The organism is Mesorhizobium sp. B3-2-1 (genome assembly GCF_006439515.1).
Lineage (GTDB): Bacteria > Pseudomonadota > Alphaproteobacteria > Rhizobiales > Rhizobiaceae > Mesorhizobium.
Genome location: NZ_VFTI01000011.1, coordinates 42,546 through 63,760 on the forward strand (window position 1 = coordinate 42,546; position 21,215 = coordinate 63,760).

Annotated in this window: 19 protein-coding genes and 1 riboswitch; of the genes, 11 read left to right on the top strand and 8 right to left on the bottom strand. The window is 63.0% G+C overall.

Annotated features, from left to right (window positions below; genetic code table 11):
* Positions 1 to 50 precede the first annotated feature (50 nt).
* Genes FJW08_RS13535 through FJW08_RS13545 form a run of 3 tightly spaced genes read left to right on the top strand, consistent with a single transcriptional unit; the run spans position 51 to position 2,711 of the window.
* On the top strand, positions 51 to 617 hold the full coding sequence (locus FJW08_RS13535) for a sigma-70 family RNA polymerase sigma factor (protein WP_140810981.1): 567 nt from the start codon (positions 51 to 53) through the stop codon (positions 615 to 617).
* On the top strand, positions 614 to 1,282 hold the full coding sequence (locus tag FJW08_RS13540; protein WP_140810982.1) for an anti-sigma factor: 669 nt from the start codon (positions 614 to 616) through the stop codon (positions 1,280 to 1,282). Before FJW08_RS13535 ends, FJW08_RS13540 begins: the two co-directional genes overlap by 4 nt.
* Entirely contained in the window at positions 1,272 to 2,711 is a 1,440-nt protein-coding gene (locus tag FJW08_RS13545; protein WP_140810983.1) for a S8 family serine peptidase, read from the top strand. The genes FJW08_RS13540 and FJW08_RS13545 overlap by 11 nt, the downstream gene beginning before the upstream one ends.
* A gap of 293 nt (positions 2,712 to 3,004) precedes the next feature.
* Here FJW08_RS13545 and FJW08_RS13555 read toward each other — a convergent pair whose 3' ends face one another.
* On the bottom strand, positions 3,005 to 4,027 hold the full coding sequence (locus FJW08_RS13555; RefSeq protein ID WP_140810986.1) for a substrate-binding domain-containing protein: 1,023 nt from the start codon (positions 4,025 to 4,027) through the stop codon (positions 3,005 to 3,007).
* A gap of 363 nt (positions 4,028 to 4,390) precedes the next feature.
* Here FJW08_RS13555 and FJW08_RS13560 point away from each other — a divergent pair, with 363 nt between their 5' ends.
* The 5 genes from FJW08_RS13560 to ugpC all read left to right on the top strand — a co-directional run bounded on the left by FJW08_RS13560 (position 4,391) and on the right by ugpC (position 10,902).
* A complete protein-coding gene (locus FJW08_RS13560) occupies positions 4,391 to 5,746 on the top strand; it encodes an ABC transporter substrate-binding protein (protein WP_140810987.1) in 1,356 nt (451 codons plus the stop codon).
* A gap of 175 nt (positions 5,747 to 5,921) precedes the next feature.
* Complete coding sequence (locus tag FJW08_RS13565) at positions 5,922 to 6,935, top strand: sugar ABC transporter permease (RefSeq protein WP_140810988.1); 1,014 nt, start codon at positions 5,922 to 5,924, stop codon at positions 6,933 to 6,935.
* A gap of 1 nt (position 6,936) precedes the next feature.
* A complete protein-coding gene (locus tag FJW08_RS13570; protein WP_140810989.1) occupies positions 6,937 to 8,091 on the top strand; it encodes a carbohydrate ABC transporter permease in 1,155 nt (384 codons plus the stop codon).
* 4 nt (positions 8,092 to 8,095) lie between these two features.
* A complete protein-coding gene (locus FJW08_RS13575; protein ID WP_140810990.1) occupies positions 8,096 to 9,760 on the top strand; it encodes an alpha-glucosidase family protein in 1,665 nt (554 codons plus the stop codon).
* Between the two features lie 29 nt (positions 9,761 to 9,789).
* Entirely contained in the window at positions 9,790 to 10,902 is a 1,113-nt protein-coding gene (gene ugpC / locus FJW08_RS13580) for a sn-glycerol-3-phosphate ABC transporter ATP-binding protein UgpC (RefSeq protein WP_140810991.1), read from the top strand.
* 79 nt (positions 10,903 to 10,981) lie between these two features.
* On the opposite strand, the gene FJW08_RS13585 is transcribed toward ugpC, so the two are convergent.
* The 3 genes from FJW08_RS13585 to FJW08_RS13595 all read right to left on the bottom strand — a co-directional run bounded on the left by FJW08_RS13585 (position 10,982) and on the right by FJW08_RS13595 (position 11,769).
* Positions 10,982 to 11,221 carry a DUF680 domain-containing protein gene (locus tag FJW08_RS13585; protein WP_140757197.1) on the bottom strand — a complete coding sequence of 80 codons (240 nt, stop codon included), beginning with the start codon at positions 11,219 to 11,221 and terminating at the stop codon, positions 10,982 to 10,984.
* 66 nt (positions 11,222 to 11,287) lie between these two features.
* Positions 11,288 to 11,491, bottom strand: coding sequence for a DUF680 domain-containing protein (locus FJW08_RS13590; RefSeq protein WP_140757199.1), 204 nt, complete (start codon positions 11,489 to 11,491; stop codon positions 11,288 to 11,290).
* Positions 11,492 to 11,562: 71 nt separating this feature from the next.
* Entirely contained in the window at positions 11,563 to 11,769 is a 207-nt protein-coding gene (locus tag FJW08_RS13595; RefSeq protein ID WP_140810993.1) for a DUF680 domain-containing protein, read from the bottom strand.
* A 493-nt stretch (positions 11,770 to 12,262) separates the two neighbouring features.
* Positions 12,263 to 12,465: riboswitch (cobalamin riboswitch) on the top strand.
* A 114-nt stretch (positions 12,466 to 12,579) separates the two neighbouring features.
* Here FJW08_RS13595 and FJW08_RS13600 point away from each other — a divergent pair.
* The 3 genes from FJW08_RS13600 (at position 12,580) to FJW08_RS13610 (ending at position 16,916) form a co-directional block, all read left to right on the top strand.
* A complete protein-coding gene (locus FJW08_RS13600) occupies positions 12,580 to 13,827 on the top strand; it encodes an aromatic ring-hydroxylating dioxygenase subunit alpha (protein WP_140810994.1) in 1,248 nt (415 codons plus the stop codon).
* 20 nt (positions 13,828 to 13,847) lie between these two features.
* Positions 13,848 to 14,948 carry a hybrid-cluster NAD(P)-dependent oxidoreductase gene (locus FJW08_RS13605; protein ID WP_140810995.1) on the top strand — a complete coding sequence of 367 codons (1,101 nt, stop codon included), beginning with the start codon at positions 13,848 to 13,850 and terminating at the stop codon, positions 14,946 to 14,948.
* A gap of 396 nt (positions 14,949 to 15,344) precedes the next feature.
* On the top strand, positions 15,345 to 16,916 hold the full coding sequence (locus tag FJW08_RS13610; RefSeq protein ID WP_140810996.1) for a hypothetical protein: 1,572 nt from the start codon (positions 15,345 to 15,347) through the stop codon (positions 16,914 to 16,916).
* Positions 16,917 to 16,933: 17 nt separating this feature from the next.
* On the opposite strand, the gene FJW08_RS13615 is transcribed toward FJW08_RS13610, so the two are convergent.
* The 4 genes from FJW08_RS13615 to FJW08_RS13630 form a co-directional block, all read right to left on the bottom strand.
* Positions 16,934 to 18,157: a glycosyltransferase family 87 protein gene (locus tag FJW08_RS13615; protein ID WP_140810997.1), complete on the bottom strand. Its 1,224-nt coding sequence runs from the start codon at positions 18,155 to 18,157 to the stop codon at positions 16,934 to 16,936.
* Between the two features lie 55 nt (positions 18,158 to 18,212).
* Positions 18,213 to 18,842 carry an alpha-ketoglutarate-dependent dioxygenase AlkB gene (locus tag FJW08_RS13620; protein WP_140810998.1) on the bottom strand — a complete coding sequence of 210 codons (630 nt, stop codon included), beginning with the start codon at positions 18,840 to 18,842 and terminating at the stop codon, positions 18,213 to 18,215.
* A 191-nt stretch (positions 18,843 to 19,033) separates the two neighbouring features.
* Complete coding sequence (gene arfB / locus FJW08_RS13625) at positions 19,034 to 19,471, bottom strand: alternative ribosome rescue aminoacyl-tRNA hydrolase ArfB (protein WP_140811000.1); 438 nt, start codon at positions 19,469 to 19,471, stop codon at positions 19,034 to 19,036.
* Between the two features lie 90 nt (positions 19,472 to 19,561).
* On the bottom strand, positions 19,562 to 21,172 hold the full coding sequence (locus FJW08_RS13630; protein WP_140811001.1) for a phosphoenolpyruvate carboxykinase: 1,611 nt from the start codon (positions 21,170 to 21,172) through the stop codon (positions 19,562 to 19,564).
* Positions 21,173 to 21,215: the final 43 nt, after the last annotated feature.

Genomic DNA, 21,215 nt, shown 5'->3' on the forward strand with positions numbered 1-21,215 from the left:
TTGGACCGATCGGCGACAGAGCAGACAGGAGCCAGGCGGCTCGACCGGCCATGACGGCGGCGACGGAGACCGATCGCGCGCTTGTCGACCGGGTCGCGAAGGGCGACCGGGCCGCCGTGCGGCTCCTGTTCATGCGTCACCACGCGCGGATCTACCGCTTCGTGGCGCGCCAGACGGGATCGGAAATGATGGCTGACGATATCGCGAACGAGGTGTTCCTCGAACTGTGGCGCCAGGCTCCGGGCTTCGAAGGGCGCTCCGAAGTCTCGACATGGCTGCTCGGCATCGCCCGCTTCAAGGCGCTCTCGCTGCTGCGCAAGAAGAAGGAAGACTGGATCGACGACGAGGCCGCCGCCGCGGTCCCCGACAGCGCCGACACGCCCGAAGTCGTCACCATGAAGGAGGACAAGGCCGCTGCCTTGCGCCGCCTCATCGACGCCTTGCCCGAGGAGCACCGCACGGTGATCGACCTCGCCTATTATCAGGGGCAATCGGTGACCGAGATCGCACAGGTGCTCGACATCCCGGTAGCGACCGTCAAGACCCGTATGTTCTACGCCCGCAAGAAACTCGGCGAAGCCCTGAAGGCCGCCGGTTACGACAGGGGGTGGCCATGAGCGCCGCTGAAAAGATGTCGCGCCGCGACGAAATGGAAACGCTGCTGCCGTTCTACCTGAACGGTTCGCTCGAAGGTTCGGATCTGGAAGCCATCGAAGAATGGCTGGCCAACGATCCCGCGGCACTTGCCGCGCTCGGCGAGGCGGAAGCCGAGTTCTCCGGCACGGCGGCCGCCAATGAGACGATCCGTCCGCCGGCCGATGCGCTCAGCCGCTTCGCCAAGGCGCTCGACGCGGAGGCAGGGCCGGCTCGGGCGCCTGCTAGCGCATCCTGGCTGGCGCAGGCCTGGGGCCGCTTCATGGCGGTGCCGGTCGGCGTCGCCTGGGCGGCGGCTGCGGTGCTGCTCGCCTTGATCGCGGTGCAGTCGCTGATGCAGCCCGGCGGCAAGGGCGGCAATTTCGAGGTCGCCGGCGCACAAGACGATCTGGCCAAATTGCCGTTCGCTCTGGTCAAATTCAAGCCGGATGCCAGGATGGCCGATATTGCCGCCTTCCTCGACGCCAACAAGCTCAGGATCATCGGAGGACCGACCGCCGACGGCGTCTTCAGGCTCGCCATTCCGGCGACGACAGCCGCCGACTATGAGAAACTGCGCGGCCTTATTGCCGCCCAGCCTTTCGCGGAGACTGTGATCGAGGGAAGGAAACCTGTTGATGGCGGCTGAGGCGGTCATTCGATTTGCGGCTATCCTTGCGGCGGCGATGACAATCGCCGCCGTGCCTGCGTCGGCGCAGAGCAACGATGCCACTCCCGAGCGGACGAAAATCGATTGCAGCAAAGAGGCCAATGCGACAGCAGCCGAATGCGTCAAGAACGGCGGCGGCACCAAGGGCGGGACGGGTGCGGCCCAGGCCGGCGCCGTTTTTCTGCCCGCCTTGATCGTCGACCTCTTCCCCAACCCGGTCGCCCCTCCCGCACCGGTGCCGACGCCACAGCCGGAGCCCGCGACACCCCCTGGAGGCAACCAGGCCGGCCTGCCAGCAAGTGGCCCGATCGTCTCGCCGACCGATCTGATCGCCGTTCAGCCGCCGCGCGCCGTGACCGGCGAGTTCGTGCCCGACGAGGTGCTGGTGACCGTCAATGGCGATGCCGGCGCCGTGCAGCAGATCGCCGCCTCCTTCGGCCTTGAAGTGCGCTCGCAGCGCCAGTCCCGCCTGCTCGGCACCACCTTGGTGCGTTTCGGCATTCCCGACGGCCGTCCGGTCGGCGTCGTTCTGGCGCAGCTCGCCGCCGATGGCCGCACCGAGCGCCGCGAGCCCAACCACATCTATTCGCTGCAGCAGGCGGCCAGCATCGTCAACTATGCCTTCGACCGCATCGCGCTCGACGCCAAACAGGCCAGTGGCGAAAACGTCCGCGTCGCCGTCATCGATACCGGCATCGACGACACCAATCCCGCACTTGCCGGAGTCATTGCCGCGCAGTTCGACGCGATGCCCGGCGTGCCGATCGAAAAGCGCGATCATGGCACCTCCGTCGACGGTCTGATCGCCGGCGTCGGCCCTCTGGAAGGCATGGCGCCGGGCGCGAAAATCTACCATGCGCGCGCCTTCGAGGGCGGCAAGTCGACCATGGACGTCATCCTGACGGCGCTCGACTGGGCGGCCGACCAGAATGTCAGCATCGTCAACATGAGCTTCGTCGGCCCGAAAAACGACCTGCTCGGCACCGCCTGCCGCAATGCACGGGCGCTCGGCATGGTTCTGGTCGCGGCAGCCGGCAACAACGGCCCGAAGGCGCCCTATGGCTACCCAGCCGCCTTTGACGGCGTCATCGCGGTGACAGCCACCGACGCCAAGGACGGGCTGATGCCGCAGGCCAATCGCGGCGCTTATGTCTTCATCTCGGCGCCGGGCGTCGAGATGGTGGCGCCGAGCGGCGCCGGCTCGGACGTCGTTACGGGCACCTCGTTTGCCGCGGCTGTTGTCAGCGGCGCCATCGCCAACCTCATCCACGCCGCGCCCGACCGCTCGGCCGACGAGATCGAGAAGGCACTTGCCGACACCGCGAGGGACCTCGGCCCGAAAGGGCGGGACAATGATTTCGGCTACGGCCTGCTGGACATCAGGGCAGCCGGAGCGGCGAAGGAGTAGTCCGACCGCTCATGAGAGAATTGTGAAACGAGAAGTCCCTACAACAAGGCCGATGGATGACTAGCTCTCAAATGGAGAAATACGTCTGGTCTTCCGTCCTATATTACATCGCGGCTGTAGCCGCATCTCTAATTATTTTTTTCTATGTCGAGACGCTTGGTAGGCTATTGGGTTTCGTTGTACTACTCGGATATATTATACTGATTATACTTCTCAACGCATGGCGACGGAGAAGGCATCCGAGAAGCGCCTACCAAGTGAAATTGGCTCAACGAGAATTAAACGACTGATCTCTACCTCGGCGCCCCCGCCACCGATCCCCTGACCACAAGGTCGACCGGCCAGACCTCGCCGCGGGCGCCGTCCTCGAGCCCCGATATCCGGGCCGCCAGCCGCTCGGCGATGCGTGCGCCGGCCAGCCGGATCGAGGAGCGCGTCGTGGACAGCGGCACGGAAAAATTCTCCGGCTTCAGCCAGGGAAAGACGTCGTCATGGGCGATCAGCGAGACATCGCCGGGAATGCCGAGGCCAAGATCACGCACCGCGCGCACGACGCCGAGCGCCATGATCAGGCTTGAGCAGGCGATTGCCGTCGGCGCCCCGTCCTGCTCGAGCAGGCGCCGGGCGGCGCGATAGCCGTTCTCTTCGGTCATGACGACGGAGCAGACGTGTCGCTCGCCCAATGGCAGGCCGCTTGCGGCCAGCGCCCGGCGCATGCCGCGCTCGCGATGAATGGCGAAGGTTTCCCTGTCATCGCCGTTGATCAGCGCCAGCCGCCGGTGGCCGAGCTGCACGAGCAGCCGCGCCGCCTCGTGGAAAGCGCCTTCATTGTCGATGTCGAGAAAGGGATAGTCGAAGTCCAGGCCCTCGCTGCGGCCATGGACGATGAAGGGAATGCCGAGCGTGTCGACCAGCGCCACGCGCCGATCCTGCGGCCTCGGCGAAGAGATGTAGACAGCGTCAACCTGCCGGTTGGCGACGATGCGCCGGTAGGTCGTTTCCTGGTCGTCGGCATCGGTCGGGGACAGGACAAGGTCGAGCTCGTGCGAGCGGGCATAGTCGCCAAGGCCGGACAGGAATTCGACGAAGTGGGGATCGATGTCGACGGCGGCACCTGTCGGCAGGACGTAGCCGATCATTCCGGACTTGCCTGTGGCCAGCCGGCGCGCGCTCGGATTGGGACGATAGCCGTGGCGCTTGGCGGCGTCCATCACGCGCCTGCGGGTTTCCTCGTTGACTTCGGGATAGCCGTTCAGCGCCCGGCTTACCGTGGTCTGCGAAAGCGCCAGCATATGCGCGAGTTGCTTGAGGTTCACGAGAGGCCTCCCTGCCTCAAAGCGCTTTTAAATTGAATCGACCCAAACATGATCCGGGATGCGGCCATATCGCAGAGACCATAAGCGTGCCGGACCCGGGTTTGAAACAGAAATTGCTGTTGCACCGCCAAAAAAGCATGTTGCGGCGCACTTTTCGAGCCGTGGCTGCTGGCAATTAAATCGATTAACTTGCGAACCCTATTGACTCCTGATCGATTCAATGGCGAGATCGACAAAGCCAAAGCGCTTTGGAAGACTCTTCGAAAGGTTGCGGTTCCCTTGCGACTGAGTCACAGTCCTGCGGCGTCGGCGGGCGGAATGGAGGTTCCGTCCGGTGTGTGTGACCCACTGGGAGGAATACCGATGAAGAAAATGCTTTTGCTGGGCGTTGCGTCTGCCGCATTCGCCCTGAGCGCGCCCGCGCACGCCGACTTGAAGTTCAAGCCCGGCGAGGACCAGCGCTTTCACTGGGCGAATTATGAAGACCTCAAGAAAGTCGACCTCAAGGGCGAGACCCTGTCGATCTTCGGACCGTGGCGCGGCGAGGACGAGACGCTCGTCCGGTCGGTACTCGATTATTTCTCCGAGGCCACCGGCGCAGAGGTCAAATATTCCTCGTCCGAGAATTACGAACAGCAGATCGTCATCGACACCCAGGCCGGCAGCCCGCCCAACATCGCTGTCCTGCCGCAGCCGGGCCTCATCCAGGACCTTGCTTCCAAGGGCGTGCTGACCCCGCTCGGCGACGACGTCGCGGCCTGGGTCAAGGAGAATTACGCCGCCGGCGACTCCTGGGCCAAGCTTGGCACCTATACGGGCAAGGACGGCAAGCCGGGCTTCTATGCCTTTCCCTACAAGATCGACGTCAAGGGACTGGTCTGGTACTCGCCCGACAATTTCCAGGAAGCCGGTTACAAGGTGCCGAAGACGCAGGAAGAGCTCGCCGAACTCGAGAAGAAGATCATCGCCGATGGCGGCAAGCCGTGGTGCATCGGGCTTGGTTCGGGCGGCGCGACCGGCTGGCCGGCGACCGACTGGGTCGAGGACATCATGCTGCGCACGCAGCCGCCCGAAGTCTACGACAAGTGGGTAAAGAACGAGATCCCGTTCACCGATCCGGCAGTGGTCAACGCCATCGACATCTTCGGCAAGATCGCCACCGACGACAAGATGGTCGACGGCGGCGCCAAGGCGGTCGCGGCGACCGACTTCCGCGACAGCCCGAAGGGCCTCTTCACCGTCCCGCCGAAATGCTACATGCATCACCAGGCATCGTTCATCCCCTCTTTCTTCCCCGAGGGCACAAAGCTCGGCCAGGATGCGGACTTCTTCCCCTACCCGCCCTACGCCTCCAAGCCGGAACTGGGAACGCCGCTGGAAGTGGCCGGAACGCTGGTGATGATCACCAAGGATTCCAAGGCCTCGCGCGAATTCATCAAGTTCCTGCAGATGCCGCTCGCGCATGAATTGTGGATGGCGCAGAAGAGCTTCGTCACCCCCTTCAAGGGGGCCAACAAGGACGCCTATGGCAGCGATGCGCTGAAGAAGCAGGGCGAGATCCTGGTCGGCGCCACGACGGTCCGCTTCGACGGCTCCGACCTGATGCCCGGCAAGGTCGGCGCCGGGTCCTTCTGGACCGGCATGATCGACCTGGTCGGCGGCAAGTCCGCCCAGGACGTCGCCACCGACATCCAGAAGAGCTGGGACGCCATCAAGTAGGCGGCCGCGGCGCGAGCTGATCCTTCCTGATCTTGCTACTGGATCCGGGCTACGCCCGGATCCCGACCGGCGATGCCCGCCGTAGCCTTCGCGTTTCGATTGTTCCGAATGACTGAAAGTCGGCGCATCCGGTCGCCAGCATGGCCTGGCCGATCATGCGCAGGGAGAGGGACCCATGGCGGCTCAGATTTTCTCGGCAATATTCGTCATCATCATCGGCGTCGGTGGCTGTGTCGCCTATTTCTGGGGCGCCAACAAACTGCTCGACCTGATCTTCCCAGCGCGTGGGGTGTCCGGGACGGCCGCCGTCAACAATCTACGCCGGCAGGGATTGGTGCGGCCCTGGCTGTTCGTGGGTCCGGCGCTGATCATCCTGACCATCTACCTGATCTATCCGGTGATCGCGACGCTGTGGCTGTCTTTCTTCGGCCGCGGCGGCACGAATTTCGTGGGGGTCTCCAACTACGAGTGGGCGCTGCGCGACCCGGATCTGCGGAACGCGATCCTGAACAACATCCTGTGGCTGGCGGTGGTGCCGGCGGCCTGCACCTTCCTCGGCCTGATCATCGCCGTGCTCACCGACAAGATATGGTGGGGCACGATCGCCAAGAGCCTGATCTTCCTGCCACTGGCCATCTCCTTCGTCGGCGCCAGCGTGATCTGGAAGTTCATCTACGAATATCGTGGCGACGGCCAGATCCAGATCGGCCTGCTCAACGCCATCATCCAGCATTTCGGCGGCCAGCCGCAGGTCTGGATATCACTGCCGTTCTGGAACAACTTCTTCCTGATGATCATCCTGATCTGGATCCAGACCGGTTTCGCCATGGTCATCCTGTCCTCTGCGCTGCGCGGCATCCCCGAAGAAACGCTGGAAGCCGCGGTCATAGATGGCGCCAATCCGTTCCAGATCTTCTGGAAGATCATGGTGCCGCAGATCTGGGGCACCATCGCGGTGGTGTGGACCACCATCACCATCCTGGTGCTGAAGGTGTTCGACATCGTCCTGACCATGACCAACGGCCAATGGAACAGCCAGGTGCTGGCCAATCTGATGTTCGACTGGATGTTCCGCGGCGGCGGCGACTTCGGCCGCGGCGCGACCATTGCCATCATCATCATGATCGCGGTCATTCCGATCATGATCTGGAACATCCGCCAGGCCAACAAAGAGACGGGAGGGCACTGATATGGCCGTCGCGACCGGAAATTCCTTCGCCAGCCGTTTCGGCGTCCATATCGCGGTGCTCGTCTTCGTGGTGATCTGGACCATCCCCACGCTCGGCATCCTCGTCTCGTCGCTGCGCGACAAGGACCAGATCATCGCCTCGGGCTGGTGGAATTCCTTCGCCAGCTCCAGCCAGACCGAGGCTGGGCGCCTGCCGCCCGCCTCCGCGCAGACCCAGAAGGACGGCAAGTTCGTCCTCGAGGGCAACATCTTCGGCGACGGCGCCAAGCGCAACATCAGCGCCTTCGGCGTCAAGGCAGCAGCACCTACACAATATCCGGCCGGCACATCGGCCGACCTCGGTGACGGGGTGACCCTGCAGGTCAGTGCCGACGGCAGCTTCGTCATGGCATCGCCCAAGGCCTTCGAAGGCGATCGCGGCCAGCGCGTCTACTATGCCTCGTCGGCGCCGCCGAAATTCACCCCCGACAACTACCAGACCGTGCTGTTCTCCGAAGGCATCGGCCGCTCCTTCATGAATTCGCTGACGGTCACCATACCGGCGACCGTGATCCCGATCCTGATCGCGGCCTTTGCCGCCTACGCGCTGGCCTGGATGCGGTTTCCCGGACGCGCCTTGCTGATAGCGGTCATCATCGGCCTCCTGGTGGTGCCGCTGCAGATGTCGCTGATCCCGCTGCTCAGGCTCTACAACGGCGTCGGCACTTTCTTCGGCGTGCCGTCCAAAACCTATCTCGGCATCTGGCTGGCGCATACCGGCTTCGGCCTGCCCTTCGCCATCTATCTGCTTCGGAGCTATATTGCCGGCCTGCCGCGCGAGATCATGGAATCGGCGCGCATCGACGGCGCCAGCGATTTCGAGATCTTCGTCAAGATCGTGCTGCCGCTGTCCTTCCCGGTGCTTGCCTCCTTCGCCATCTTCCAATTCCTGTGGGTATGGAACGATCTCCTGGTGGCAATGGTTTTCCTCGGAACCGCGCCCGACCAGATCGTGCTGACGGCCAAGCTCAATGCGCTGCTCGGCTCGCGTGGCGGCAACTGGGAGATCCTGACGACATCGGCCTTCATCACCATCATCGTGCCGCTGATCGTCTTCTTCTCGCTGCAGCGCTATTTCGTCCGCGGGCTGCTGGCCGGCTCGGTGAAAGGAGGTTGAGACCATGCAATCGGCTTTGAAGGCGACTTCGAAACCAGACCCCGCCGTCGACCGCGACTGGTGGCGGGGCGCGGTGATCTACCAGATCTATCCGCGCAGCTACCAGGACTCCAATGGCGACGGCATCGGCGACCTCAAGGGCATCATCGGCAGGCTGCCCTACATTGCCACCCTTGGCGCGGATGCCATCTGGATCTCGCCGTTCTTCAAATCGCCAATGAAGGATTTCGGCTACGACGTCTCGGATTATTGCGACGTCGACCCGATGTTCGGCACGCTGGCGGATTTCGACGCCCTGACGGCGGAGGCACACCGGCTGGGTCTCAAGGTGATGATCGACGAGGTGCTGTCGCATACCGCCGACATCCACCCCTGGTTCAAGGAAAGCCGCTCCAGCCGCGCCAATCCGAAGGCCGACTGGTATGTCTGGGCGGACGCAAGGCCCGACGGCACGCCGCCGAACAACTGGCTGTCGATCTTCGGCGGCTCGGCCTGGCAATGGGACACAAGTCGCCAGCAATACTACCTGCACAATTTCCTGGCCGAGCAGCCCGACCTCAACTTCCACAGCCGCGAGGTCCAGGACGCGCTGCTCGACGTCACCCGCTTCTGGCTGGAGCGCGGCGTCGATGGCTTCCGCCTCGACACGATCAATTTCTACTTCCACAGCCAGGGACTGGAAAACAACCCGCCGCTGCCGCCGGAAGAGCGCAACGACCAGACGGCGCCGGCGGTCAACCCCTACAACTACCAGGATCATATCTACGACAAGAGCCGGCCGGAGAACCTCGCCTTCCTCGAGCGTTTCCGGGCGCTGCTCGACGAGTATCCGGCCACCGCCGCGGTCGGCGAAGTTGGCGATTCGCAGCGCGGGCTGAACGTGGTCGCCGCCTATACCGCCGGCGGCAAGCGCGTGCATATGTGCTATTCCTTCGACTTCCTGGCGCCGGAAAAGATCAGCGCCGCCAAGGTCCGCTCGGTGCTGGAAGCTTTTGGCAGGGTGGCCAGCGACGGCTGGTCGTGCTGGGCGTTTTCCAACCATGACGTGATGCGCCCGGCTTCGCGCTGGGCCGCCGACGAAGCCGACCCGACCGCTTATCTCAAGGTCATCTCGGCATTGCTGATGTCGTTGCGCGGCTCGGTCTGCATCTACCAGGGCGAAGAACTCGGGCTCGGCGAGGCCGATCTGCGCTTCGAGGACCTGCAGGACCCCTATGGCATTCGCTTCTGGCCCGAATTCAAGGGCCGTGACGGCTGCCGCACGCCCATGGTATGGGATGGCAGCGCCAGGAATGGCGGCTTCTCCCAGGCAAAGCCCTGGCTGCCGGTGCCAGCCAAGCATCTGTCAAAGGCGGTCAACGTGCAGCAAGGTGACGAAACCTCGCTGCTCGAGCATTACCGGCGCTTTCTTGCCTTCCGCCGCGCCCATCCGGCGCTGGCCAAGGGCGACATCACCTTCATCGAAAGCCAGGGCGACACCGTCGCCTTCACCCGCCGGGCGGGCAATGAGGAGGTCGTCTGCGTCTTCAATCTGGCTGCCGCGCCGGCGAAGGTTGACCTCGGCAACCGAACCCTGCAACCTTTGGCGGGACACGGGTTTTCCGGGCAGGCGAGCACCGGCTCGATCGAACTCGGCGGTTACGGCGCCTGGTTCGGGCGCATAGGCTGAAACATCTGAGGAATCACTGGAGGAAATCAATGGCCGATGTCAATTTGAGGCAAGTGAAGAAGTCCTACGGGAATCTCAACATTCTCCACGGCATCGACCTCGACATCAAATCGGGCGAGTTCATCGTCTTCGTCGGTCCGTCGGGCTGCGGCAAGTCGACCTTGCTGCGCTCGATCGCCGGGCTCGAGGAGATCACGTCGGGTGAACTCAGGATCGACGGCCAGGTGGTCAACGACGTGCCGCCGTCGAAGCGCGGCATCGCCATGGTGTTCCAGTCCTACGCGCTCTATCCGCACATGACCGTCTACGACAACATGGCCTTCTCGATGAAGATCGGCAAGGAAAGCAAGGCCGAGATCGACAAGCGGGTGCGGCAGGCCGCCGAAATCCTGCAGCTGACCAAATATCTCGACCGCCTGCCCAAGGCGATGTCGGGCGGCCAGCGCCAGCGTGTCGCCATCGGGCGAGCCATCGTGCGCAATCCGAAGGTGTTCCTGTTCGACGAACCGCTGTCGAACCTTGATGCGGCACTGCGCGTCGCCACGCGTATCGAGATCGCCAAGCTCAAGGAATCGATGCCCAACACGACCATGATCTATGTCACGCACGACCAGGTCGAGGCGATGACGCTGGCCGACCGCATCGTCGTGCTGAAGGACGGCCACATCGAGCAGGTCGGCACGCCCATGGAGCTCTACAAGAACCCCGGCAACCTCTTCGTCGCCCAGTTCATCGGCTCACCGGCCATGAACATCCTGCCGGCGACGGTCGACAGGACGGGCGACCCAACCATCATCAGCCATGTCGGCGGACGCAAGGCGACGGTACCGATCGCGACGCCTGCTTCGGCAAAGGGAGCGGCGGTCAGCTTCGGCGTGCGGCCGGAAGATCTCGCGATCGCCAGTGGTAGCGACTATCTGTTCGAGGGGACGGTCGATTATCTCGAGCAGCTCGGCGAGGTCCAACTGGTCTATATCGACATCGGCCGTGCCGACCTGCCGCTGGTGACCAAGTTGCCGGGCAATGTCGAGGTCAAGCGCGGCTCGACGCTGCGGCTGACCGCCAATGCCGGAGACCTTCATATCTTCGATGCGGATGGACGGTCGTTCGCGCTGCACGAAGCGGAAGCAAAAGCCGCCTGAGACCACAACCTGTCTCGACGACGCAAAAAGAGAGCGGCGGGCAAGCCCGCCGCTCTCTTTTGTATATCACCACGGCTGGTTAGTTGTTGCCGAAGAGATTGCGATCAGCACCCTGATGCGCCGGCTTCTGCACGTCGCCGGACGAATTGAGCAGCTTGTAGACGGGCGAGTCGCTGTTGCGGATCGAACCCGTATGCGACGTATCGACGTTGACGGTCGCCTGCTTGTTGATGTCGGTGCCGCCAACGTTGTCGTTGCCGGCATAGGCGCCGCCAGCGGCAATCAGAAGAGCGGCGGCGGTAAGAACAATCTTTTTCATTTTTTTACTCCGATATTTTCGAATTCAAGGGACGGGCTGAGCGCGCCGTCCCTGCTTGACGAGATGTTAGTTGTTGCCGAACAGGTTGCGATCGGCGCCGTGCTGGACGGGCTCCTGGTTGGCAGGAGCCGACTTGTCGACCGAAGCGGTGTACGAGTTGTCCACCGCGGCAGCAGGCTGGTTGGCACCGTTGGAGCCATAGTTGTCGCTGGCAAAAGCGCTGCCGGAAATAGCCAGAACGGCGGCGGCGGCAATAAGGATCTTGTTCATTTTAGACACTCCTGAATTTCTTGAATTCCACCGGACCGGCGGGCAAGCCCGCCATCCGTGCGGATAGGCCGTTAGCGGCCGAAGAGGTTGCGATCGCTGCCCTGAGCAGGCGCCTGAGCAACCGGCTCCGACGTCTTGGTGGAGGTCGAAGCGGTGTACGAGCTGTCCACGGCTGCTGCGGGCTGATTGGCGCCGTTCGAACCGTAATTGTCGCTACCAGCGAAGGCGCTGCCGGAAATCGCCAGAACGGCGGCGGCAGTGAGAACAATCTTTTTCATTTTGGGTACTCCAGTATTTTTCCGTCCGTCTAGCGGCGTGTCTTGGGATTAAAATCGCGTCGTTCGGACAGCCCCGATGTGGGAGAGCCCCCCGGCCGTTTCCAATCACGAAGTTGTTCAGCGTGGACCATGACCCCACCACTTGAAATTGTACCAGGGCTTTCCAAATCCGCTCTTTTTCTTCGTGATATCAATTGGTTATCTAAAGCCAACGCCTCGATCATCAACTGTGTCGGAGGCTCGGCGTTCACACGGTCTTGCACGCACCGTCAACAGAAACGAACCGTTCGGTTCGATTTTAGACTCTGCTAATAGTCACTTTTTGAAACCGTTAACCTTCTCGCCCGCGGCAAAGGGGTCGAAAACGGTGCCGGCGCGTCTGGCGACGGAGTTCGATTCCAACGGCTACGACCCTGTCACGACGATCCAGCGTGCGTGTCGCGCCGCATGGATGCGATGTCGCTTTCGTGCCGATGTCGCAAAGCCTGTCGTGATTAGATCAGGCATCTCAGGTGCCGCTGCGTGACGATGGAGCGGAGAATTGGGAAGCCGGTCAGATTCCGGCGCTGCCCCCGCAACGGTGGTGGAGTTCAAGTCGCAACGGGAGACCACTGGGCGAAGGCTTGGGAAGGTGTCGCGATGGTCCGCAAGGACAACTCCAGAGCCCGGAAACCAGCCCGAGATGGCTAGAACTCGACTGATCGCGGTGGGCGGTCAAGAGGCGGATGGTGTTTGTCCGGCTTTTCGCCGATCTGCGTCCAGTCCTTCCTCAATCACCACCAGTTCAGTCCTTGAAACTGAGGACAGGACATGGACGCGCGCAACGACATGCTGAGGCTCTTGAACAGCCGCAAACAAGGCTTTTCGCTGGAACAGCCCTTTTACACCGACCCGGACTACTTCAAGCTGGACATGGAGCTGATCTGGTATCGCGACTGGTTGTTCATCGGCCATGATTGCGAATTGCCCAAGCCGGGCAGCTTCATCACCGTGCAGATCGGCGATTATCCAGTCGTGCTGGTGCGCGATCAGCAGGGCAAGATCAACGCCTTCCATAATTCCTGCCGCCATCGCGGCAGCCGCGTCTGCAACACCGACAAGGGCATGGCCGCCAAACTGGTCTGTCCCTATCACCAGTGGACCTACGAGCTCGACGGCCGGCTGCTGTTCGCCCGCCAGATGGCCGATGGGTTCGACAAGAGCCAGTTCGGGCTGAAGCCGGTCGCCTGCGAAAGCGTCGCCGGCTATGTCTTCATCTGCCTGGCCAAGGAGCCCGCCGACTTCGCGCCGATGCGGGCGATGATCGAGCCCTATCTGAAGCCGCACCGGCTCAGCGAGGCCAAGATCGCCTTCGAGAGCACGATCATCGAGAAGGGCAACTGGAAGCTGGTCTGGGAAAACAACCGCGAATGCTATCATTGCGCGGGCAATCATCCGGAGCTGTGCAAGACCTTCCCGGAAGCACCGACCGTGACCGGCGTGCAAGGGGCCGACAGCGATCCGGAGATGCTGGCGCACTGGGCGAAATGCGAGGCTGCTGGCCTACCCAGCAAATTCCGCATCGACCCGGCCGGGCAATACCGCGCCACCCGCGCGCCGCTGCTGCGCGATGCCCAGAGCTACACGATGACCGGCAGGCGGGCGGTGAAGAAGAACCTGTCCGACAGCGTCTCGGGCGACCGGATCGGCACGCTGATGCACTATCACTACCCGACAACCTGGAATCATATCCTCATCGACCATGCCGTCACCTTCCGCGTGCTGCCGGTCAGCGCCACGGAGACGGCGGTGACGACCAAATGGCTGGTACACAAGGATGCGGTCGAGGGCGTCGACTACGATCTCGCCGAACTCACCCATGTCTGGACCGAAACCAACGACCAGGATCGCCGCATCGTCGAAGAGAACGCCTTCGGTATCCTATCGCCCGCTTACGAGCCCGGCCCCTATTCCGAGCTGCATGAGGGCGGTGTGATCCAGTTCGTCGACTGGTATGCCCGCTTCATCGGACCGCGCCTTGCCGAAGGTGGCCGGCCCGCGCTGCGCAGCGTCGCATGAGAGGCTGAGGGATGAATGCGATGACCGACCTTGGCCTTTATCGTCATCTCGACCAGATGGCGCCCTGGAACGACAGGCTGCAGGTGCTGGAAGTGACCGGCGTCAGCGACGAGGCGCCGGACGTGAAGACCTTCACCTTCCGGTCCGACAACCAGACCTGGTTCCGCTATAAGCCAGGCCAGTTCGTGACGCTGGAACTGCCGACGCCGGACGGATCGCTGATGCGTACCTATACGCTGTCGTCCTCGCCGTCGCGGCCGTTCTCGATCGCGGTGACGGTGAAGGCGCAGGCGGGCAGCGTCGGCACACGCTGGATGTTCGATCACCTGGCGCCGGGCTCGCACGTCAAGGCCTATGGACCAGGCGGCGACTTTTCACTGCACAGCCATCCGGCGGCGAAGTATCTGTTCGTCTCGGCCGGTTCCGGCGTGACGCCGATGATGTCGATGCTGCGCTGGCTGAACGACTGCGCGCCATGGACCGATGTCGGCTTCGTCAACTGCGCGCGGCGCCCGGAAGAGATCATCTTTCGCAAGGAGCTCGAGCTGCTCGGTGGCCATATGCCGGGCCTGTCGCTCGGCTTCATGATCGAGGAGCGGTCGAGCCGCGAGGGCTGGTACGGCCATATGGGCCGCATCGACGCCATCCGGCTGCCGCTCCTGGCACCCGATTTCCGCGAACGCGAAATCTTCTGCTGCGGCCCAGATCCCTTCATGCGCGCCGTGCGCGGCATGCTGGAAGCCGCCGGCTTCGACATGACAAAGTACCATCAGGAGAGCTTTGCCGCACCGACCGTGGAGGAAATCCCGGCCCCGTTCGCGGCGCCGGCGCAGGACGGTGTGGCTGTCCCCGTCGAAGCCGCGACGCCGATCCGCTTCGCGCTTTCGGATGTCGACGCCGAATGCGTCGCCGGCCAGACCGTGCTGCAGACGGCGCGTGCCTCGGGCGTGCGGATACCGGCGGCCTGCGAATTCGGCCTGTGCGGAACCTGCAAGGTGAAGAAAGTCTCCGGCAGCGTCGAGATGAGCCACAATGGCGGCATCCTCGATCATGAGGTCGACGATGGCTTCATCCTGGCCTGTTGTTCCAAGCCACTGTCGGCGCTGGAAATCGAGGCTTGATGCCGAACTGATCGCAGAAATGGTCGGCACAGCTTGCCTTGCCGGGATATCGTTTTCGAATCCTTCTTCGGCCGTCGCGGCAATTCCGCCGATGGGACGATCAGGCGACGGTCGCCACCTATGGCGCATTGCCTTTCCAGCTGGTCTCGGCGACCTTTTCGGCGATCGGCTGAGACGAAAGCGACATCTGTTCGCCATGGCTATGATGTCTGGCCCGCCTGCAGCCGTCGAAACAAGGTTCTTGCGTCCGCGAGCCTGATCCCGGCAAGCATCAAGGCCGACAGCGACGTGCCGTGCAATCTGTAACGGTCGTTCAACCGCCAGGTTAGAACGCCCTTAACTGCTCGCTGCTAGAACTCACCGATACTGGTCGTTCTGGTGATGAAAGCCGTTTGCATGAATGCGCCGCTCGCTGCTCAGGGCAAGCTGGCAAGCTTGAAATCCAGCAAGGTTGTATTTCGACTTGTCGGGCCGGTTGTCGCAACACTGTCGATCGCCATTTATGCGATCGTCGTCTCGCTCTTCGTGGTGCCGAGCAATGTCGACGTGTCCTGGCTGCTGACGGTTGGCGACCGTGTCCTCGACGGCGAACGTCTTTACGTCGATATCGCCGAGGGCAATCCACCTTTTTCAACCTGGCTCTATCTGCCTTTCCTCGCCATGGAACGCCTGACCGGCCTGTCGGCGGAATTTTGGGTGAGTGTGGGCGTGGCGGCGCTCGCGGCTGCTTCAGTCTGCTTTTCGGCTCGTATTCTTGCGCGGACCGACGAGGTTCTGAAGCGGTGCGTCTGGATCATTCCGGCGGCGGTGTTTGTCGTGCTTTTCCTGTTTCCGCCGGATTTCGGCCAGCGCGAGCAGATTGCCGTAATTGCCTTGCTGCCGTGGCTGGCGTTGCTTTCGGCACGTGACCGAACGGTGGATTTTCGTACCGGCAGCACCGCCGAACGGATCGTCGCCGGTGTCGGGGCCGGTATCTTCGTGATGATCAAACCACCCTACAGCGTGCTGGCCCTGGCGCTGCCGGCCCTTGTGATTGCACTACAGCGACGCTCATTGCGTCCGCTTTTTACAACGGAGAGTGTCGTCGGCGGTATTCTGACCGTTGCCTATCTGATTGCACTTGCTGTTTTCATGCAGCCTTTCTTCGCCGAGGTGCTGCCTTTGTTGCGTCAGGTCTATCTGCCGATGCGGATGCCGGTCATGGACATGTTGATGCTATGGCCTATCCCTATGTTCGCGGCCATGGCAGGAGCCACACTGGTGATGGCCTATCCCGGTCGGCCTCACCGCGATGCGCAAATACTGCTTTTGGCGGGAGCGGCCTATGTCCCGGCCTTCGTCATCATGGGCAAGGGGTGGACATATCAGGCGCTGCCGTTCCTGACAGTCGGGGTCCTGGCATTGATGCTGCAGTCTATCAGGTTGAAACCATTGCGAAGTCTCCCTCCGCCATCCATCTTTGGGGCCGCGCTTGGGCTGTTTTCGATCCTGGAATTGGTCGTGTTGCAACAAGGCTTGGCATTCACTCAGCCACGCGGCGATCTCGACGCGGCGGCGGTCGCCGTCAGCCGCGCGATCGACCATCCAACTTTCATGTCGATCGGCTCGCGGCTGCAGGCCGGCAATCCCCTCGCCCGAATGACTGGCGCCCGTGTCGTGGCACGCAACCCGTCCGCCTGGATGGTCAATGATGCCAGGATCCTCGTCGGGTTGGCGCAGGACCCTGCCCAACGGCTGGATCTGGAGACTTTGCGCCGGCAATATACCGCGGCGATAGCCGGCGAACTTGCCGCGAAACGGCCCGACATCGTAGTCGACGACGGGACGGCAGAGCCGCGTGCGCCAATACCGCCAATACCTTTGAGGGACAACATCGCAATCGCCAAGACCTTGGCGGATTACCGCCCACTGCTTCAGAACGGGTCGGTGACCCTGCTCATCCGCGCCGACGTCAAAGCTCGCCAATAGGCAGTTCAGCCAGCGTCCTACGACGGCATGTCGATGCCTGACGTGCCGGCAACCGTGGGCCTGCGCTCGCGGGCTATTATGTCGGCAAGCATCCATGCCGACAGGGACAAGGGCACCAACACGCCGATGCCAAGCCCGATGCCGTTCACCAGATGGGCGATGGCAGGATAGAGCCAGATGAGCGCCAGGAAAATCCTGGGCATGTTGGCGCGCGTCGAAAACAGGTAGGCCACTGCGACGGCAAGACCGACCGTGTCGTAGCTGTAGCCATAGGGCGTCGCGACCGTTGCCAGCACGGCGGTAAGGACCACTCTTTCGCCGTGCTCGACCTGCCGCTGGGGCAACCAGACCCAGATGGCGGCGCAGATCGCGGCAATGGTTGCAACAGCCTGCATCGCATAGGCCACTGCCAGCCCGGCGCCGCATGCGCGCGCCAGGAAGAACATGGTTGCGGCATTGGCCTGGTAGGGTTGCGGATAGGGTGCCTCCAGGATCGCCGTCATCAGGGGGCGGGTTTCGGTCCAGAACAGATGCCAGACGTCGAACCCGAGCGAGAGCCCGGTCACAATGAGCAGCATGGCCGATGACAGGGCCGCGGCGGCGATGGCACGCCAGTTGCCGCCGGCCAGCAGGCAGAACGGCACCAGAATGCCCAGATGCGGCTTGGCCGTCAGCAAACCGAACAACAGCCCAGCCAGGATCGGCCGTTTTGGCGCCACGGCCAGTCCGCCAATGAGAAGAGCGGTGGTCAGGGCACCGTTCTGGCCGAAGATGGCGTTGATGAAGACGGCCGGACACACAAGGACGGCCGCTTCGGCCCGCGTGCCCAGTTTCAGCGGCCGCACCGCCAGCCAGAGGCAGAAGACGGTGCCGAAAGTCCAGATGAAATAGGCCGGAAAGATCGGCAGCAGCGCGAGCGGCGCGCCGAAGACCAGGATGCTGGGCGGGTAGCTCCATTCCTGGTTGGGAAGATCGGGCGAAAACATCCGCCGCAAGGCCGCGCGATAGCTGTCGACGTCAAACAGCCAGGCTACATGGCCGTCGAGCGCCATGCGTCCGCCGGCCCACAGATTGGTGAAATCCCAATAAGGCAGCCGGTCACTGAGTTCGGAGAAGCCGTGCTCGTCGAAGGTCCACAAGGCAAGATGGTAGCGCAGTCCGATCAGGATTCCGGTGCACAGCACAAGTGCCGCGAAACGGAAATCGGATCGATTGCGGGCAGTCTGATCGGCCGGTGCCATTGCGCTGTTTCCAAGACCCTGTCCGCCTTGGTAAACGACGCGCGTTAAGATGGGCTTAGTTGGAACTCTCGTCGGGCTTCGTCACCCGCCGCAGCGTCAGATTGATCCTGCCGCCGTTCTTGAGCAGCGCCGAGGTCGAAGGGTAGATGCGGTCGACGCCATGGAAGGCAAGACGGCCCTCGCCGCCAAGCACGACGACATCGCCGCTTTTCAGCCTGAACGATTTGGTGGCGCCATCGCGCGTTGTCTGGCCAACCCTGAACAGGCAGTCGTCGCCCAGCGAGACCGAGACGACCGGTGCCGAGAAATCGGCCTCGTCGCGATCCTGATGCAGGCCCATCTTCGCGTCGGCCGTGTAGAAATTGATCAGGCAGGCCTGCGGTGGATTCGGATAGCCCGATACCTGCCGCCACAGGTCGAGCAGGCTGTCTGGGATGGGCGGCCACGGCTCTCCGGTCAGTGGATGCGTCGGCTGGTAGCGATAGCCGCGTTCCTTGTCGGTGACCCAGCCGAGCGGACCGCAATTGGTCATGCGCACGCTCATCTCCTTGCCGGTCCGCGGCATGGCCGGCACGAACAGCGGCGCTTGCTGGACGATGCTCCTCACCTCCTCGACCAGCGTCTCCTGGACGGCGCGGGACAGATGGCCCGGCATGTGGCGGACGCCCTTGGGCAGAACGAGCATGGAATTGGCTCACCTCGCGGATGTTCGGAGCCGCAGGATGCCACCATCACAGGCATGGGGCGACCCGAAATCCGTCGTCGATCTCATTGAAATTGCCGAAGCGGGAATGGGCGGTGAATTCGCGTTTCCCAATTGGCCAAAGGCGGTTGACGGACAAAGATTGGGAGACCGATTGTACATGATAGTGGTGCTTAATCGTTTTCCACCCGGCCGCGCAGCTTCTTGATCGTGCCGCGTCCCGCCTTGCTCTTCAGCCGCCGCTCGACCGCACCCTTGGACGGCCGCGTCTTCTTGCGCGGCGGCGGCGGTGGTTCTGCGGCCTTGGCCACCAGTGCCGTGAGCCTCGCCCGCGCATCGGCGCGGTTCTGTTCCTGGGTGCGGAAGCGCCCGGCCTCGATGACGATGACACCGTCCTTGGTGGCGCGCTGGCCGGCAAGTTTTATGGTCCGCTCGCGCACGCGGTCCGACAGGCCCTCCGCGTTTTGCGCGTCGAAGCGAAGCTGCACCGCCGTCGCCACCTTGTTGACATTCTGGCCGCCGGGACCGGACGAGCGGATGAAATCCTCGTGCAGGTCGCCCGGGCGGATCACGGCTTCGCCCGATATGATGATGTCGTCGTCGATCGGCATGCCGCAGTCATGGCGCGGCGGACCGAAAAAGAAAAGGCCCGATCGAAACCGGGCCTTCAATGGTGCTGAGTGACAACGATGCCCTGGCGATTACTCCGCCGCTACCTGCATGTGGGGCGCCGCGCCCATGACGGTTGCATCGACATGCGGTTCGAATTTCTCGAAATTGACGGCGAACATGCCGACCAGCCTTGCCGCCTGCAGGTCGTAGGCAGCCTTGTCGATCCAGGTGGAGCGCGGATCGAGAATGGCGCTGTCGACGCCAGGCACGGCCTCCGGCACCTCGAAGCCGAAATTGGCGTCGGTGCGGAACCTGGCCGTCTTCAGCGAACCGTCGAGGGCGGCGGCGAGCAAGGCGCGCGTCGCCTTGATCGGCATGCGCCTGCCGGTGCCATGGGCGCCGCCGGTCCAGCCGGTGTTGACCAGCCAGCAATCGGCGCCGTGGCGGGCGATCAGCTCGCGCAGAAGATTGCCGTATTCCGAGGGATGGCGCGGCATGAACGGCGCGCCGAAGCAGGTCGAGAAGGTCGCCTCGGGCTCGGTCACGCCCTTTTCCGTTCCGGCCACCTTGGCCGTATAGCCGGAGAGGAAATGATACATCGCCTGCGCCGGCGTCAGCCTGGCGATCGGTGGCATCACGCCGAAAGCGTCGGCGGTCAGCATGATGATGTTTTTCGGGTGACTGGCGCGCCCGGTCTTCGAGGCATTGGGGATGAAGTCGAGCGGATAGGCGCAGCGTGTGTTTTCGGTGAGCCGACCGTCATTGAAATCCGGCACGGCATCGGCGTCGAGCACGACGTTTTCCAACACGGTGCCGAAGCGCTGCGTGGTGGCGAAGATCTCCGGCTCGGCTTCCGCCGACAGCTTGATGGTCTTGGCGTAGCAGCCGCCTTCGAAATTGAAGATGCCGTGCGGACCCCAGCCATGCTCGTCGTCGCCGATCAAGGTGCGCGACGGATCGGCCGACAGCGTGGTCTTGCCGGTGCCCGACAGGCCGAAGAAGATGGCGGCATCGCCGGCCGGTCCCTCATTGGCCGAGCAGTGCATCGGCATCACGCCCTTCTCCGGCAGGAGGTAGTTGAGCATGGTGAACACCGACTTCTTCATCTCGCCGGCATAGGAGGTGCCGCCGATCAGCACGATCTTGCGTGTCAGGTCGACGGCGATCACCGTCTCGGTGCGGCTGCCATGGCGGGCGGGATCGGCACGGAAGGACGGCAGGTCGATGATGGTCGTCCCGGGCACGAACTGTTCGAGTTCGGCCGCGTCGGGACGGATGAGCAGGTTGCGGATGAACAGCGAGTGCCAGGCAAATTCGGTGATCACCCTGGTGGGCAGCTTGAGCTCCGCGTCGGCGCCGCCGACCAGATCTTGCACATAGAGATCCCTGTCCGCGGCGTGGGCCTGGAAATCGGCGAGCAGAGTGTCGAATTGGGTCGGCGAGATCGCCTTGTTGTTATCCCACCAGACTTGCGGTTCGGTGGCACCGTCGCGAACGACGAACTTGTCCTTGGGCGAGCGACCGGTGTGCTGTCCGGTCTCGGCGACAAGTGCGCCATGCGCGGTCAGCCGGGCTTCACCGCGCCGGATCGCTTCCTCGTAGAGGGCAGCCGCACCGAAATTATAGCGCACCACGCCGGAGGTTTTCAGACCGACACGATCGATCGCGCAGGCAGGATTGCGTTTGCCGACTTCCGACATTTGTGGCCCTTCTCAAGCTTGCCGCATCTTCGCCGGCATATTT